This is a genomic window from Pseudomonas putida (assembly GCF_002741075.1).
Taxonomy (GTDB): Bacteria; Pseudomonadota; Gammaproteobacteria; order Pseudomonadales; family Pseudomonadaceae; genus Aquipseudomonas; species Aquipseudomonas putida_T.
In genome coordinates, this window is record NZ_CP016634.1 from 3252104 (window position 1) to 3265663 (window position 13560).

The window sequence follows — 13560 nt, forward strand, 5'->3', positions numbered from 1 at the left end:
GAGAACGAGGTGGTCTGATCATGGAACCACGTGCCCATCATGTATTCATTGGTCTGTTCGTCGTGCTGCTCGGTGCGATTGGTATTGGCTTCGCGCTTTGGCTCAGCGACACACGTTCCGACCACGATTACCAGTATTACCGGATTATGTTCGATGAGCCAGTGACCGGGCTTACGCCCGGCAGCCAGGTTCAGTACAGCGGAATCACGATTGGCGAAGTCGTTGCACTTTCTCTTTCACCGCGAGACCCAAGGCGGGCGATAGCGCGCGTACGCATCAATGCCACCATCCCGGTCCGGCAGGATACCCGCGCTGAATTGGTCATCACGGGAATTACCGGCAACGCGGTGATCGAGTTGAGCGACGGTGGGCCAAACGTGCCATTGCTGGATCGGAGAGAGGACGAGGAACCGTTGATCCTCGCACCACGTTCGGCGATGGCATCCCTGGTCTCCGGTGAGGGGAACAGCATGACGACACTCAACGGCATCTTGCTGCGCACGCAGGAGTTACTGTCGAAGGAGAATTTGGCTCTTGTGCACCGCAGTCTGGTGAATCTTGAACAGACCACGGGCGCGGTCGCTGACCAGAGGGCCGAGATCGCGACGTTAATCAGCAATCTGACCGAAGCAAGCAGAGAATCGACAGCTGCCGTGCGCCAAGCAAATAGCACTCTTCGCGATGCCAACCTGCTACTAAATAACGATGGTAAGCAAATCATGGTGAACACGCGTGATGCAACGGCATCCCTCGAACGCGCCGCTTTCAGGGTTGAGACGCTACTGCAAAACAATCAGGAATCGCTGAACCAGGGCTTGGCCGCCACAGGTCCTGCCATGCACGAACTCCAGCAGGCGCTGGCCAATCTAAACACCGTGCTGCGCCGACTGGATCGCAATCCGGCGCAATACCTGCTCGGTGGAGAGAACATTGAGGAAACCAAGCCGTGAACACTTCCGCCAGGATGATTCCCGTCGCTGCCGTGACTATGACGCTAGTACTCGGCTTGTCCGCGTGCAGTGTGCTTCCCAAAGCAGCTCCAATGGTCACCTACAAATTGCCCGACTATCACATCGCCCAGGCGGAGAGTACGCCGCGCGCCGTTCCGGGACCCGGGGCGCTGCGCGTCTACGCCCCTGAGAGTAGTCGCGTCCTGGATTCGGAGCGGCTGTTCATTGCGCAGCCCGATGGTCGCTTGTCGGCTTGGCAAGGAGTGCGTTGGGCCGACCCCGCACCGGTGCTGCTGCGTGACCGAATCGTCGAAGCCTTCATGCGCGATGGGCGGTCGACTTCCGTGATTACCGATAGCACCCCAATGAGCGCCGATATGGAGTTGCGCAGTACGCTGCGGGCGTTCCAGCTCGAATACCGCGGCACTGAAGCGATCGCCGCGGTTCGGCTCGATGTGCAACTGGTCGATCCGGCCAAACGGACTGCTATTGCCAGTAGACGCTTCGAAGCAATCCAAGCCACAGGCAGCAAGCGAGAGGCCGATGTGGTGAGCGCGTTCGGTGTCGCCACGGATATATTGGCCGGGCAGATCGTTGAATGGGCAGTTCAGGTCGGGGCAGCGCGTTTGCGAGTTGCACCGGAATTGGCAAGCAACCATGCACCCACAGCGTCGTCGATAAGCACAGACTAGTCGTCTTAACGGAGCACAGAAGCTAGGGCCAAAACGCTGCTCGACACCTTAACTCGGTACGACAGCCTACGGCCCCGATCCAATCCCAGGACCTCTTTGCCGTCCAACCTCCCATGACACACCGCCGCCGCGTACAGTCGCGGCGATCTGCTGCCCCAGTCGTGGCTCGATTATCGGCCGCCAAGGCACCAGACTGAATCCCATGCCGTCATCGAGCAGCGCATAGCGACCGCTGGCGAGCATGACCGAGCGCCGGTAGATGCCGGCTACGCGCTGCCCGTCTGTGACGTGCCGATGCTCCAATCCGCTATCGGCGGCAATGTGCTGGGCGGCCTGCGCCAGCTCCCGATTGCGCAGCGTTTCCAGCAGATTCCGGGAGAGAATCAGCCGCTGCCCGCGCCGCTGGGCCAGCCCCTGTTCTTCGAGGAAGTCGGCGCGCTGCTGCAAGGCTTGCCTAGCATCGCCGCCAAAGCCCAGGTCGCCCAGTCCCTTGCCGCCGCCGATCAACTGCTGATCCAGCCAGGTCGCGCCGATGACGCGGGCCTGCCGTTCAATCGGCAGATGCGATTTCAGTTCGACCGCCACGCCGCCCAGCCGCTGCGCGTCGTACTGGCGGCCACGCTCGGCCAAGTCGTCCGGCACCTTCCATAACCCCTCGGCCACGCGCTCCACGATGCCGGCCCGCCGTAGGGCTTCCAGCCGGCGGATATGGGCCGCCACAGCCTCTTGCGGGTCGCGGCCGGGCTTGGCTCGGCCTTGCTCGATCGCCAGGTGGTGATCGGTGCGGTACAGGCCATTGCTCGCCAGCGTGGCGATGTTCTTGTCGGCCGCCCGCACCTCGGCGGAACCGCGTACCTCCACCACCGCGCCGATGGGATAGTTCGCCAGCTCGTCGCGGGCGTCCAACGCGACGTAGTGGGCTTTGCCGTCCAACCCGTCGATGACCAGATAGCCGCGGTCGTGCAGCTCGTCGGCCAGACCCTTAGCAGCCACGCGACCGACGATAGTGCGGCCGTCGTCGCCCGGCTCGAACACCGCCAGCTCGCGAGGCTTGCCGCTCATGGCCCGCTGCATCGTTCGGATGATGTCGCCACGCTCGCCCAGGGCACGCAAGGTCTTCTCCGCGTCCGCATGGACGGCCCAGGTGCCGGGCTGCACCTCGTCGGCCAGGCCCAGGCGCTGCAAGTGTTGCAGGCGGCCGATCAGCAGCAGGCGCTGGCGTTGCAGCCGGGGTTCGTTGAAGCGTTCGATCTGCACCCGGCCATCCTCGCCGGCCTCGCGCTGCAACGTGCGGTCGAGGCTCGTCCACCGCTCTTGCTCCACCTCGCGCTGCAAGGTCTGCTGGATCTCCAGTTCGGTGCGCGGCCCCAGCCATTCCGTCGCCAGCTCGGCGGCGCGATGGCGGAAGCCGTGGGCGATGTAGTCGCCCGCGATGATGAGGTCTTTGCCGGTATCGTCGCGTCCGCGCACGATCAGGTGCGTGTGCGGGTTGTCGGTGTTCCAGTGATCGACCGCCACCCAATCCAGCCGCGTCCCCAGGTCGGCCTCCATCCGGTTCATCAGGTGCCGGGTGTAGGTGCGCAGGTCGTCCAGCTCCGCACTGTCTTCAGGTGAGACGATGAAGCGGAAATGATGTCGGTCGTCCTGGCAGCGTTCCTTGAAGGCATCGAGGTCGGCTTCGTCGGTCTGCGGCCCGTAGGCACGGCCCGGCTCGCCGTTCCGGCCGGCACCGTCGCGCTCGATGTAGCGCAGGTGCTTGGCGAGCGACTGCGGACTGGCGTTGCGCTGGTTGACCAGCAGCGTCTTGATGGTCACGCGCCGTGACATAGGGGTCAGCTTTGCGCCTGCGAAGCGCGCCGCCGTATGGCCGCGTCCAAGCCGTGAGCCGGGCCGCTGGCCGGCGTGCTGGCCGCTCCCGCCAGCGGTAGGACGGCGCACCGCCGACTTGCCGCCGCTGGCCTTGCCAGCCTGCTTGAGCACCTTGGAAACGAAGCTCTGGCCCTGGCCTTTGCCTCGGTTCTTCGGCGCGCCAGGGCGCACCCAGAAATCATGGTCGCCGCGGTCGGTCATGGCTGTGCTCCCTGCAAGCTCCGGCGTGTCCGAGCGTGCGAAGCACGCGGACATGCCTGCATCGGCGCGTGCCTCGCGCCCCACGCGGCACGGCGGCGAAGCCGCGCCGTGCCGCGCCACCCCCACGTGCAGACTGGCTTTGCGGGCGGCAGAGTGCCGAACCCTTTTGTCTTGCCTTCCGCCTTTGCCCCTCGCTCCCGCTCCGGGCATCGGCGGCCCGGCGGCGCTGCTGCACGAGCAGCCAGCCCGCCGGCGAACACGCCAATGGCCGCAGGCCAGGCGCGTTCGAGGCAAGACGCCTGCACGTTGGGCGGCTGCGCCGAAGGCAGCGCGAAGTGCGGTGCGAATGCACCCGCACTGCACGCGCGACGACACGGCGACGAACAGTAGAACGACATGCCCGATGGCACGATGAGAGGCGCGGCAAAGTGCAGCGAATCGGCGGCCATCATGGACGTGTCTCCAGCCAGATCGGATGCGCAACGCCGATCACGGCGAACGCGCTGACCGGCCCGAAATAGCGGCTGTCGAACGACGCCGGGTTGGTCGCGCTCAACAGGAACAGTTCGCCCGGTTGGAGACGGCGGCAAAGCTGCAAGGATGGCAGCGGCCGGCCCAGCCGGTCGGCAGGCAGGGCGGCGGCCACCGGCACGCCGTCGATGCGAACCTGGCCGGCGACGATGCAAACGTGTTGTGGCGCGACTGCGCCCACACGTTTGAGCAGCGGAACGCGGGTCGGCAGGTAGCCGCGCTGCGCAGCCAGCATGGCGGCCCTGTCGGGCAGCGGCATCAGCACGATGCTGTCCACGGACAGCGGACGTGGCCGCGAGGCGGTGCGCGGGTCGAACGGTTCGATGCGATACCAACCGACCGCCACGCTGTCGGACGGGTTGTAGGCCATTCGCGGCAGGGGCTGCACGAACGCCGCCCAGGCCAGCGCAGCGAGGCCGACGGTGGCGAAGCCTGCCAGCACGAGGCGAGCGCGCAGGCGCGAGCGAGGATGCGGCACGGGGCCGGTCGTGGAAATCGTGGTCATGGCAATGCCCTCCCGGCCAGCCAGGCGGCGTGCCGTTCTGCGGTGTATGTGGGTAGCGCCGAGCGCGCTGCGAGCCGGTTCGCGAGCGTGCGCCAGTACGCGGGCGATGTGTCTGCGGCTGCGATGCCCAGCGCCTCGATGCCGTCGATGCGTTCCAGCACGGCGCGCACGTTGGCATCGCCTTCGGCGTGCAGCAGCAGACGCGCGCCCGGCTGCACGCCGGGGATGCGCTGCACGGCGTCCAGCGGCGTGGCGGTCTGCATCACCATGAGCTGCCAGCGGATCGTGCCGTAGTCGTTGGCCTGCCAACGGATGCGGCACAGAACCGCGTTCGGCAGGAACACGGCGCAGCGCCGCCAGCGGTCGAGCTGGAGCGTGCGCGCCGGTTCGCCGAAGCGCAGGTAGAGCTTGAAGCGCGGTTCGATGTAGGCCAGCGCCACGCGCGTCAGCGGCACGTTGCCGGCCTGGCCGGCGAGTGTCGAAGGCGCCGGCGGCGGCGCAGCCGTGGGCGCACTTGCTTTGGGGGTGTGGGCGGTCGAAGCGGATGCGTTCACGGCGTGCCCTCCGGGGGAAACTCCCGCTCCAGCAGGTCGCGCAGCAGTTCGGCTACGGTCACGCCTCGCGTGAAGGCCGACACCTTGATGCGCGCCCGCATGGCGGGCGTGATGTCGAGCGTCAGTCGAGCGGTGTAGAGGTCGCCTTTCTGCACGGCATCTGCGTCGCCCTGGCGAATCCACGCTTCGGCGTGCGGATTCGCTGGGGGACGCGCACCGATGCCGACGCGCTTGCTGCGTGGTGGTGGCTTCCCAGTCATGTCGGCCACCGCAGCAGTTCGTCGGTGAGCGCGGCGATCTCGCGGGCAGCGGCGCTGTCGGGCGCGGTTTCGCGGGCGAGCCGGCCAGCGGCTACGCTGTCGGCAAAGACGATGCGCTGGTGGATCTCCGAGCGCAGCGCGGGCAGCGGCTGTTCGGCCAGCGATTGCCGTGCCTCCCTGCCGATGATGGTGGTGCTGACGCGCCGGTTGATGACGAAGGCCGCGCGCAGCGCTGGCCGGAACACCTGTGCTTCGCGGATCAGTGCGACCATCTCGGCAGAAGCCCATACGTCGTAGGGGCTGGGCTGCACGGGGATCAGCACGCGCTCGGCCGCCAGCAGCGCGGAACGCGCGAGGGCGGCGATGCGCGGCGGGCCGTCGATGATGATGTGATCGGCCCGCCTGGCGAGTTCTGGCGCTTCCTGATGCAGCGTTTCGCGGGCAAGGCCCACGGCGCTGAACAGACGGGGCAGGCCCTGCTGGCTACGCCGCTGCGTCCAGTCGAGCGATGACCCCTGCGGGTCGGCATCCAGCAGGATGACATGCAGGCCGCGCATCGCCAGTTCGCCGGCGATGTGCGTGGCGAGCGTGGTCTTGCCGACGCCGCCTTTCTGGTTGAGAAACGCGAAGATCATGGCGCGGCCCTCCGAGCTGGAAAGCCGGCCTGGCCGTGCCGTTTCGTGGTTGTCCACCGAAACGGCGCGCTTCTACTAAAAGTTATGTATTTCTTGTTAGGTAAGTTAGAGGGAACGCAAACCCGCGCCGTTGTTGGCTTTCCGGCGTTTTCGTACTCCTGATAGCACGAGGGTCGTACTCCTGATAGCACGATACCCGGTACTCCTGATAGCACGAGGCCGTCCACAGGTTCTCCCGCAGTTATCCCCGTGCCGCGTGCGGCACGGGCCGGAAGGTCAGCAGCTCGGTGTTGTCGTCCGGCATCCGCTCGATGCCGAGGACGTAGCCGGGCAACGACTGCCGCGCCACCAGGGCGCGCACGTCGTAGGCGAAGTCCGAGAAGCGGGCCGCGCTGCCGGATTTGCGGTACAGGTGTCGGAAGTCGAATTGCCAGCCGTGCTCCTGCCGCCCGCCATGCTTGCGCACCAGGCGGTACAGCCAGCGTTCGATACCGCCCTTCAAGCGGAAATAGGCCGGGTCGATGGTCAGCACCAGGGCGGCGTCGAGCACGCCGGCATAGAACCAGTCCGGCAAGATCAGCTCGATGCCCAGCGGGGTGCCGCTGGCGTCGGCGAGTTCCTTCCACTCGTTGATCCACGAGAAGCGATGCAAGCGCCTTCCCGTGGTTTCGCGGATGGACGTGGCCACCGTGGTCGATTGCAGCCGGTCGAGGGCGGCCTTCAGGCGCTGGTAGTCGTTGAGGGACGTGCCGCGCCCGATGAAGCGCAAAATCTCGTAAGGCGTGGCGCGTATCCAGCGCGACGGGCGCAGGCCCGCGTCGCGCGCCTCCACGATCTGCGAGGCGGCCCATATCAGCACGTCGGCATCCCATATCGTTGCGATGCCGTGCTCCTGCGTGCCTTCCACGCGAATGGTGACGTTCCCGCTGCGGAAGTCGATCGGCGCCGTGCGCCGCGACTTGGCAAGCGAGAAGAACGGAAAGGCCATCAAGTCCTGGGAATCGCGTGGCGCCATGTCGCCCGGCAGCGCGCGGAACAGATCGAGCTGTTCGCGCTGCGGCAAGGCTTGCCCTGGCGGGCTGGACATGGCGAAGGCCACCCACGCGCCGACGATCAGCGGCCATCACGGTAGTCGCCCGCGTGGCGCTCGGCGTATTCGGGATCGGACGTGGCCTCGTAGCTGCGCTGGTCGGCCCAGGCATCGAGGTCGGACACCGCGTACATGACGCGGCGGCCGAACTTGCGGAACTTGGGGCCGCCGCCGATCACCCGCTGCTTCTCCAGCGTGCGCGGCGACAGCCGCAGGTAGTCGGCGGCTTCGTCGTTTGTCAGGTAGCGTTGAGGCTGCGAGGTCGCAGTGACGGCAGCGGCGGCAGGCCGCGAGGGAGCAGGTCGCATGGGATGTACCTCCATCAAGCCCGGCCACACCACGCGGCCGGATAGAGGCACTCTCAAGAAAGCAAGGCTTCTTGCTAAGGGACGATTCGCACGGGTCGAGAAACGTCCCCCCTAATGCGACGGGAACATTGGAAGCTGCGCTAGTCGGCGGTAGCCGCCGTGCATCAGCTCATCGCCGCGGCGTACCAGCCGCCGTACGCGGGCACGCAATGCACTGTCTTTGTGCCAGTCGGCCGCGACGGCATCCGCGCCGAACAGACCTTCGCCCACCTCGCGCAAGGAGGCTCCCGCGAGGGTCGCGTCGAGCGCTTGCAAGGTATGCAGTTCCAGCAGCGCGGCGGGCGTGGGGCGGGAGCGGGCTGTTGCCACAGGCGTGGCCACGGTTGCGGCAGATAGCGCATCCAGCTTCGCAGCGAGCGTGCGGTAGCGCGCACAGGGCGTGGCGCAGGCGCGTGTGGCGTAGAGATAGGCCGAACCATCTTCCAGGTCGGGTGCGAGTGCCAGCCGAACGCAGCAGCCTGGCCAATGCGATACGAGCACCAGGCGCTTGCCGTCGTGGGTCAGTTGCTTGCGCCCAGGAATGCGCCAGAACTCGAAGGTATGCGCATCGGGTGGTGGGTCGGCGTCGGGGTATAGCTGCACCACGGCATCGTGATCGGGGAACCAAGCAGGATGTGCGTCGCGCGCATCCAGGCCGGGATCTTCCAGCAGGCGCAGGCCCCAGGCCTGCGCCGCATCAGGCTTGCGACGCCGGCGTAGCCAGTCGCGCCGGTAGCTTGGATTCCTGCGCAAATACTCCCAAGCCAGCGCTGGGCCATCGAGGTGCAGCGTGTAGAGATACGCGGCCGTGGGATACCAGTGTTGGCTGCTGCGGTCAGTCATGGCGAAACCTCCCTGTTTCTGGGAACGTCGCCACAATTCCGCTGTGCGGGAGCTATCGAATCGCCATCAAGTGGTCATCAAACTCGGGTTACGCTTTAACTGCTGGTGTCAAGACAGATTCGCTCCAGTGCATTGCCGAAATCGTCTAAATGCGACGACTGCACCGCCCGGAAATGGGGTGCAGCATTGAACACCGTGCCGAATCTCGCGCCTGGCATCATGACTGTTTTGGTCAGGAGCGCACCACCCTGGTGCAAGCATGCGGATCAAGACTTGCCAGGTCTTGGCTAAGACCGAAATAGTCACAATGCGATACTTTTTGCCTGGTCGCGCTGGAATGCGTCAATCGGTGATCGAACCGTTTTCCTGAGCCAGTCGAACGTATTCCGACAGCGGCCGCGTCGGCTGGAAATACCGATCTCGTATCACGGGCTGCTTGAGCGGCCCGACGATGGACGCCAGATCGGACAGCTTCACCGTCGCCAGGGCAGGCATCCCGATCCCGAGGTCGATCAGGCCGTAGGCCGTATCGCCATCGGTCGGATCGAGCGCGGCCAATAGCCAGGTCGCATGTGCGTCCGGTGTGAACAGGCGCACCACGGGCAGCGGGTCACATTCCTGGCCTGCGGCGCGGGTGAGGCCGTGGGCCAGTAGGTGCACCCGGTCTTCCTCGGTGACAAGCGTGGTCAAGGCCGCGCCCCTTCCACGAACACACGCAATCGCCGAGGCGCATCTGTGCCTGCGGACGGATGCACGTATGCGCAAGCGCACGAAGCCGCAAAAGCGGAGAGGCACGAAGGCGTATTGGTGGAAGTCAGGAAAGACACGGATGCGGTTCCCTGGGTCTGAGGAAATCCGCAGATGCGGATCTCCGTAAAAGCACGGAAAAGGAAAACATCACCACCAAATGAACACTATAGATTGTAGTCCTATAGGGCGCAATGGGCTGTCATCTTGGTTTTTTGGGGAAACCATAGGTGGCAGCGAAGAACTCATTGGCAGCGGCGATTCGGACGGTAAGGAAGGCGCGTGGTTTGAGCCAGGAAGCGTTCTCCAACGTGTCCAGTCGCACCTACATGAGCACGCTGGAGCGCGACCTGAAAAGCCCAACCATCCAGAAGCTGGCCGATCTGTGCGAGGTCATGGAAGTGCATCCGCTCACGCTGCTCACATTGGCTTATGCCGGTGACAGCACCCGCGAAGCTGATGAATTGCTGGCACAGGTGCGCCAGGAACTCAGGGCGATATTGGAAGAGCCCGACACGCCTTAGCGCGTTGGCGTGTGGTACTGAATTGCAGCAAGCGGAGCGCGCAGCGCCGCAGGCGCGAAGGCGTGAGGGATTGAAGCCGGATGGCCGTGACGGCTTGCCGGCACGGGGCGAAGCCCGAAAGCCCGGCGGCGCTTACAGCGCCGACACGCCACACACCGCTCGTTGACACGGATTGCGAGCCACAAGGCACGCATGCAGGCCCGCCGTGACGGGCGTATCCAGCACGCGGCAGCAGCAGAAATCCTGCGCGTGCGGTGCTGCGATCAGCAGCATCGCGCCCCGCCGCAGTGGGCGGGACGCGGTAAGCGGCTGTCAGGCCGCCTTCGGCTTGTTGCGCGACCAGATCAGGTCGTGCGTGCCGTCCTCGTTCTCGATCAGGCGGGCATAGACCGTCGCCGGGAACGAAGGGTCGTCGATGGATACGGACAGGTATTCCCGCCCGGCCTCGCTGGTCTTCTTCCACGCTGCGCCGACTTCGTGGCCAGCCGCTTGCAGGTGGAAGTCGGGGGCGTTCTCGGTGTCGCCCTTGTCGTTGGGAACCAGCTTGACCTTGACGTTGAGCGTCAGGGTGCGAAGCGTGCCGGTGAAGCCGTCTTTCTCTGCGGTGAAGGTGCCGATGTTAGCCATGATGTTTCTCCTTTCGGGTTGAACAAGGTCGCGCCAGTGCGTCCTTGTTGTGATCCGGCCGGCGGGGGATGGGCTGGTCGCACCGCACAGCGGTCGCAACAACGTGGAGAACCTGGAAGCGAAAAGAATTTGTCCCGCGAGGAATGCGCGCAGCGCAGGGGAAATTGTTTTCGCTGCAAGGTTGCGGCCATCAAGCACAAGGCGCAGCCGCGCCACCGCCAGGATTCACAACAAGACAAGGACGCACAGGCCGCCCGCTCCCGAATGGAGACGTGGCCAACTCGGCATCCCCGCGTGACGGCTGCACCGGCTTGCGCCCTGACGCGGGCCAGGTCAATGCCCCGACGACAAGGCCAGAGCGCCCCTGCCGCAGCTCACGGCCACATACTGAGGCGTGGTGTGGAAGCTCCATAGAAGCGAGGCTGGGCGGCGTGTCGGTGAACCGTCTTTCGTGACGTACAGACAACGAACCGCCAGCGTCGGGGACGGCACGCTTTCGTGCAACCTGCCGCAGCAAGCCGGGGCGTAGCCACACCAGCCCCGCCCATTGCGGCGGGGCTCGGTCGAATCGTTGGCGGCGCGATGCGCCGCCACACTTGCTGGCTTCGTGGATTTCGCGCACGAGCGCCCTTGTGCGTGGCCCCATCGCCGCCTGTCCGAAGGCGGCGATGGGGCGTTTTGGCTTTGAGCAGTGAAACCGGGCGCGGCCACCGCCGCGCCCGGAGTTTTCGACCACCGGCCCCAAGGCGGCACGGCTTGGGGCCGGTGCGGCTCGTTATTCCTTGGTTTCGATGATCCACCACACGGCGCGCGGCAAGGCGCGGCCCGTGAGGGGATGCAGATCGGTCAGGTCGGCGCGGGCCGTCCAGCCACGCGGCGGACGGTAGCCGCGCACGTCGCCGTCGCCGTGCCAGCGGCGGGCGCGCACCGTGCCGGAGGCATAGGTCGCAGCTATGCGGGGGCGGTTTGCGGGTTGGTGGGTCATGGCAGGCATCCTCAACATGAAGCGCCCCGGCCGGAACCGGGGCGCTATCTACGGTGCGAAGTCACGCGGCCAAAGCCTCGGCCTGCGGCTGGTCATCCGCCACGGCGGCCACTTCTTCCTGTGCTTCGGCTTCGCCATCCGCCGGCGCGTCCTGCCCGGTCTGCTGCGGGCCTTCGGAGCGGAAGATGGCGGGCATCCAGCCGGTGCCAGCGGCCAGCCGTTCGGCTTCGCTGGCAATGTCGCCCTTCTTCAACTTCGCCAGTCGGGTGACGTGCGAGGGCGCGAACCCGCCAACGGCTTCCAGAATCGCGGCCTTCGGCACATGCCGGAAGTAACCCTCATTGGTGGGCTGCCACCACGCGGCCATATCCAGCCCCACGGCCTGCGCCAGTTCCGCGCCGGGCTGGTGCGGCGTGGCGCGAGGCGTCACCACGTCCACCGTGGAAGCTAAGCACACGGCCAACAGCCGCACCAGTTCATCCTGTGATTTCGCCAGCAGCGCGGCGAACAGTTCGGCGCTGTCCTCCGGCAAGGTTTCGCCTGCCACCTGTTGCAGTTCGCGCAGCGCCACGGCGGCGGGTGATTCCGGCCAGTCCGGGGCCATGCCTTCCAGCCGGTCTTGCACCGTGAGGCGCACACCCAGCGGCAGGTCGTGCCCGTAGTGCCTTTCCTGCAAGACGGTCTGCACCATGCCATGCACCACGGCGGCCAGCGCTGCTTGCGGATGCCGTGCAACTTCGATTTGCAGCGCAGCGGTACGGTGCGCGCTCAACCGCTGCGCCAGTCGGTCAGACATGGCGGCGGTCTTGGGCTGCTCGTCGTCCTCGCCTGCGTCCTCGTTCGCGGCTTCGCCTTCGCTGCCGAAACCCTGCCGCAGCCGCTCCAGCGTGCGCAGTGCCTTGGCCTCCGCTTCGCGCAGCAGCCCGCGATGAATCGCGGCCTGCCCGTCGCGGTCGATGGTGACAATGGCACCGGCTGCGGCCTTCACGTTGGCCGCATAGTCCAGCAAGCCATCTTCCAGCGCCTGCAACTGCTCGCCCAGGCGTTCGCCTTCTTCCTGCAAGGCATCGGCCTTTTCCTCGTCCTCGTCGTCCAGCGCGGCATCCACCGCCTCGGCCAGTTCGTGCAGCTTGGTTTGCAGCTTCTCGATGCGCTGCGCGTCGCGCTTGTTCGGACTGCGGCGTTCCCTTGGCGCACGCTGGAAGGCTTGCAGATCGGCATGGGTCATGCCCGGCGTGGCATCCACCCACGCCCAGCCCTCGGCCTGCACCTTGGCGGCGATACCTGCCAGCTTGTCCTGCGCCAGCCGTTCCAGCAGTGCGGCATCGGTCAGATACACGCCTTTGTCGCCCTCCGCGAACAGGTCGCGGCGGATGCCACCGCCTTCCTGCTCGTAGCCGTCCAGCCCGACAAAGCGCACCAGCGGATGCCGGTAGGCGTCGATTTCGCGTTCGGTCAGGCGGTCGCGCAGGTTGTGCGGGCCGCGCTGCCATGTGGGCGCATCGTAGAACGCGGCTTCCTGCGCAGCATGGTCGTCGGTGATGGCGAGGGCCATCAACTGGTCAAGGCTCACGGCCTCGGCCCGGTAGTCGGCCAGCAGGCGCGGCGACACGTTGGCGAGTTTCAGACGGCGCTGCACCACCAGCGGCGTGACGCTGAAATCCGCTGCAATGTCCTCGATGCTGCGGCCTTCGGCCACGAGCGCGGCGAACGCCTCGAACTGGTCGGCGGGGTGCATGGCTTCGCGCTGCACGTTCTCGGTGAGGCTGGCCGTGCGGGCGGTGCCATCGGCCACCAGCAGGCAAGGCACCTCCCATTCCTTGCTAATGCGGTGCTTTTTCGCCAGCAGCTTCAACGCTGCGAGGCGACGGTCACCGGCCACGACCTCGTAATGCTCGCCATCGGCGGCGGCAATCACGATGAGGTTTTGCAGCAGGCCGACACGCTGGATGCTGGCGGCGAGTTCGGGAATGGACATGCGCGGGGTCTTGCGCACGTTGCGGCCAGTGGGACGCGACACCAGCCGCGACAGCGGAACCAGAATCAGGTTCTTGGTCGGATCAGCGGCTTCCAGCGGGATAGCGGCGGCGGTGTTGATGGCGCGGGCTTCGGTTTGGGTAACGGCGTTCATGGTGATAACTCCTATCGGTTCAGGGATGCAGCAGCGAAGAAAGCGACAAGGGCTGCTGCCTGCCCCTGC

The 13560-nt window shown here is 66.0% G+C and carries 15 protein-coding genes; 3 read left to right on the top strand and 12 right to left on the bottom strand.

All coding sequences use genetic code 11. The annotated features are described in order from the left end of the window. Positions 1–20 precede the first annotated feature (20 nt). The gene (locus IEC33019_RS15310; protein ID WP_000433686.1) at positions 21–950 is read left to right on the top strand and encodes an MlaD family protein; all 930 of its coding nucleotides are present in this window, start codon (positions 21–23) and stop codon (positions 948–950) included. A 92-nt stretch (positions 951–1042) separates the two neighbouring features. Further along, positions 1043–1642 (top strand): ABC-type transport auxiliary lipoprotein family protein, encoded by a 600-nt coding sequence (locus tag IEC33019_RS15315; RefSeq protein WP_003124411.1) that lies wholly within the window; start codon positions 1043–1045, stop codon positions 1640–1642. A 66-nt stretch (positions 1643–1708) separates the two neighbouring features. Here the strand turns inward: IEC33019_RS15315 and IEC33019_RS15320 are convergent, their stop codons facing one another. From IEC33019_RS15320 to IEC33019_RS15370, 9 genes are all read right to left on the bottom strand, one after another. Further along, the gene (locus tag IEC33019_RS15320; RefSeq protein ID WP_000132148.1) at positions 1709–3712 is read right to left on the bottom strand and encodes a relaxase/mobilization nuclease domain-containing protein; all 2004 of its coding nucleotides are present in this window, start codon (positions 3710–3712) and stop codon (positions 1709–1711) included. Between the two features lie 448 nt (positions 3713–4160). Then, the gene (locus tag IEC33019_RS15330) at positions 4161–4748 is read right to left on the bottom strand and encodes a S26 family signal peptidase (RefSeq protein ID WP_003092304.1); all 588 of its coding nucleotides are present in this window, start codon (positions 4746–4748) and stop codon (positions 4161–4163) included. Next, complete coding sequence (locus tag IEC33019_RS15335; protein WP_023093372.1) at positions 4745–5302, bottom strand: DUF2840 domain-containing protein; 558 nt, start codon at positions 5300–5302, stop codon at positions 4745–4747. The genes IEC33019_RS15330 and IEC33019_RS15335 overlap by 4 nt, the downstream gene beginning before the upstream one ends. After that, entirely contained in the window at positions 5299–5562 is a 264-nt protein-coding gene (locus IEC33019_RS15340; RefSeq protein ID WP_000147048.1) for a hypothetical protein, read from the bottom strand. The genes IEC33019_RS15335 and IEC33019_RS15340 overlap by 4 nt, the downstream gene beginning before the upstream one ends. Continuing rightward, a complete protein-coding gene (gene parA, locus IEC33019_RS15345) occupies positions 5559–6197 on the bottom strand; it encodes a ParA family partition ATPase (protein WP_003092312.1) in 639 nt (212 codons plus the stop codon). Before parA ends, IEC33019_RS15340 begins: the two co-directional genes overlap by 4 nt. 241 nt (positions 6198–6438) lie before the next feature. Further along, on the bottom strand, positions 6439–7284 hold the full coding sequence (locus IEC33019_RS15355; RefSeq protein WP_022652188.1) for a replication initiator protein A: 846 nt from the start codon (positions 7282–7284) through the stop codon (positions 6439–6441). A gap of 26 nt (positions 7285–7310) precedes the next feature. Beyond that, positions 7311–7595, bottom strand: coding sequence for a helix-turn-helix transcriptional regulator (locus IEC33019_RS15360; protein WP_001247107.1), 285 nt, complete (start codon positions 7593–7595; stop codon positions 7311–7313). Between the two features lie 111 nt (positions 7596–7706). Continuing rightward, positions 7707–8477 (bottom strand): DUF2285 domain-containing protein, encoded by a 771-nt coding sequence (locus IEC33019_RS15365; protein WP_003092318.1) that lies wholly within the window; start codon positions 8475–8477, stop codon positions 7707–7709. Between the two features lie 342 nt (positions 8478–8819). Continuing rightward, positions 8820–9167, bottom strand: coding sequence for a DUF2958 domain-containing protein (locus IEC33019_RS15370; protein ID WP_016487838.1), 348 nt, complete (start codon positions 9165–9167; stop codon positions 8820–8822). A 287-nt stretch (positions 9168–9454) separates the two neighbouring features. Here IEC33019_RS15370 and IEC33019_RS15375 point away from each other — a divergent pair, with 287 nt between their 5' ends. Continuing rightward, positions 9455–9748: a helix-turn-helix domain-containing protein gene (locus IEC33019_RS15375; RefSeq protein ID WP_006379425.1), complete on the top strand. Its 294-nt coding sequence runs from the start codon at positions 9455–9457 to the stop codon at positions 9746–9748. Between the two features lie 312 nt (positions 9749–10060). On the opposite strand, the gene IEC33019_RS15380 is transcribed toward IEC33019_RS15375, so the two are convergent. The 3 genes from IEC33019_RS15380 to IEC33019_RS15400 all read right to left on the bottom strand — a co-directional run bounded on the left by IEC33019_RS15380 (position 10061) and on the right by IEC33019_RS15400 (position 13491). Continuing rightward, on the bottom strand, positions 10061–10375 hold the full coding sequence (locus tag IEC33019_RS15380; RefSeq protein WP_001273857.1) for a DUF736 domain-containing protein: 315 nt from the start codon (positions 10373–10375) through the stop codon (positions 10061–10063). Positions 10376–11150: 775 nt separating this feature from the next. Beyond that, the gene (locus IEC33019_RS15395; protein WP_022580212.1) at positions 11151–11360 is read right to left on the bottom strand and encodes a hypothetical protein; all 210 of its coding nucleotides are present in this window, start codon (positions 11358–11360) and stop codon (positions 11151–11153) included. Positions 11361–11421: 61 nt separating this feature from the next. Next, the gene (locus IEC33019_RS15400) at positions 11422–13491 is read right to left on the bottom strand and encodes a ParB/RepB/Spo0J family partition protein (protein WP_000994919.1); all 2070 of its coding nucleotides are present in this window, start codon (positions 13489–13491) and stop codon (positions 11422–11424) included. Positions 13492–13560 lie beyond the last annotated feature (69 nt).

Bases quoted from the DNA above. Each gene is read 5' to 3' on its own strand.
- IEC33019_RS15310 (WP_000433686.1), top strand. From the start codon at position 21: ATGGAACCACGTGCCCATCATGTATTCATTGGTCTGTTCGTCGTGCTG.
- IEC33019_RS15315 (WP_003124411.1), top strand. From the start codon at position 1,043: ATGGTCACCTACAAATTGCCCGACTATCACATCGCCCAGGCGGAGAGT.
- IEC33019_RS15320 (WP_000132148.1), bottom strand. From the start codon at position 3,712: ATGACCGACCGCGGCGACCATGATTTCTGGGTGCGCCCTGGCGCGCCG.
- IEC33019_RS15330 (WP_003092304.1), bottom strand. From the start codon at position 4,748: ATGACCACGATTTCCACGACCGGCCCCGTGCCGCATCCTCGCTCGCGC.
- IEC33019_RS15340 (WP_000147048.1), bottom strand. From the start codon at position 5,562: ATGACTGGGAAGCCACCACCACGCAGCAAGCGCGTCGGCATCGGTGCG.
- parA (WP_003092312.1), bottom strand. From the start codon at position 6,197: ATGATCTTCGCGTTTCTCAACCAGAAAGGCGGCGTCGGCAAGACCACG.
- IEC33019_RS15355 (WP_022652188.1), bottom strand. From the start codon at position 7,284: ATGTCCAGCCCGCCAGGGCAAGCCTTGCCGCAGCGCGAACAGCTCGAT.
- IEC33019_RS15360 (WP_001247107.1), bottom strand. From the start codon at position 7,595: ATGCGACCTGCTCCCTCGCGGCCTGCCGCCGCTGCCGTCACTGCGACC.
- IEC33019_RS15365 (WP_003092318.1), bottom strand. From the start codon at position 8,477: ATGACTGACCGCAGCAGCCAACACTGGTATCCCACGGCCGCGTATCTC.
- IEC33019_RS15380 (WP_001273857.1), bottom strand. From the start codon at position 10,375: ATGGCTAACATCGGCACCTTCACCGCAGAGAAAGACGGCTTCACCGGC.
- IEC33019_RS15395 (WP_022580212.1), bottom strand. From the start codon at position 11,360: ATGACCCACCAACCCGCAAACCGCCCCCGCATAGCTGCGACCTATGCC.
- IEC33019_RS15400 (WP_000994919.1), bottom strand. From the start codon at position 13,491: ATGAACGCCGTTACCCAAACCGAAGCCCGCGCCATCAACACCGCCGCC.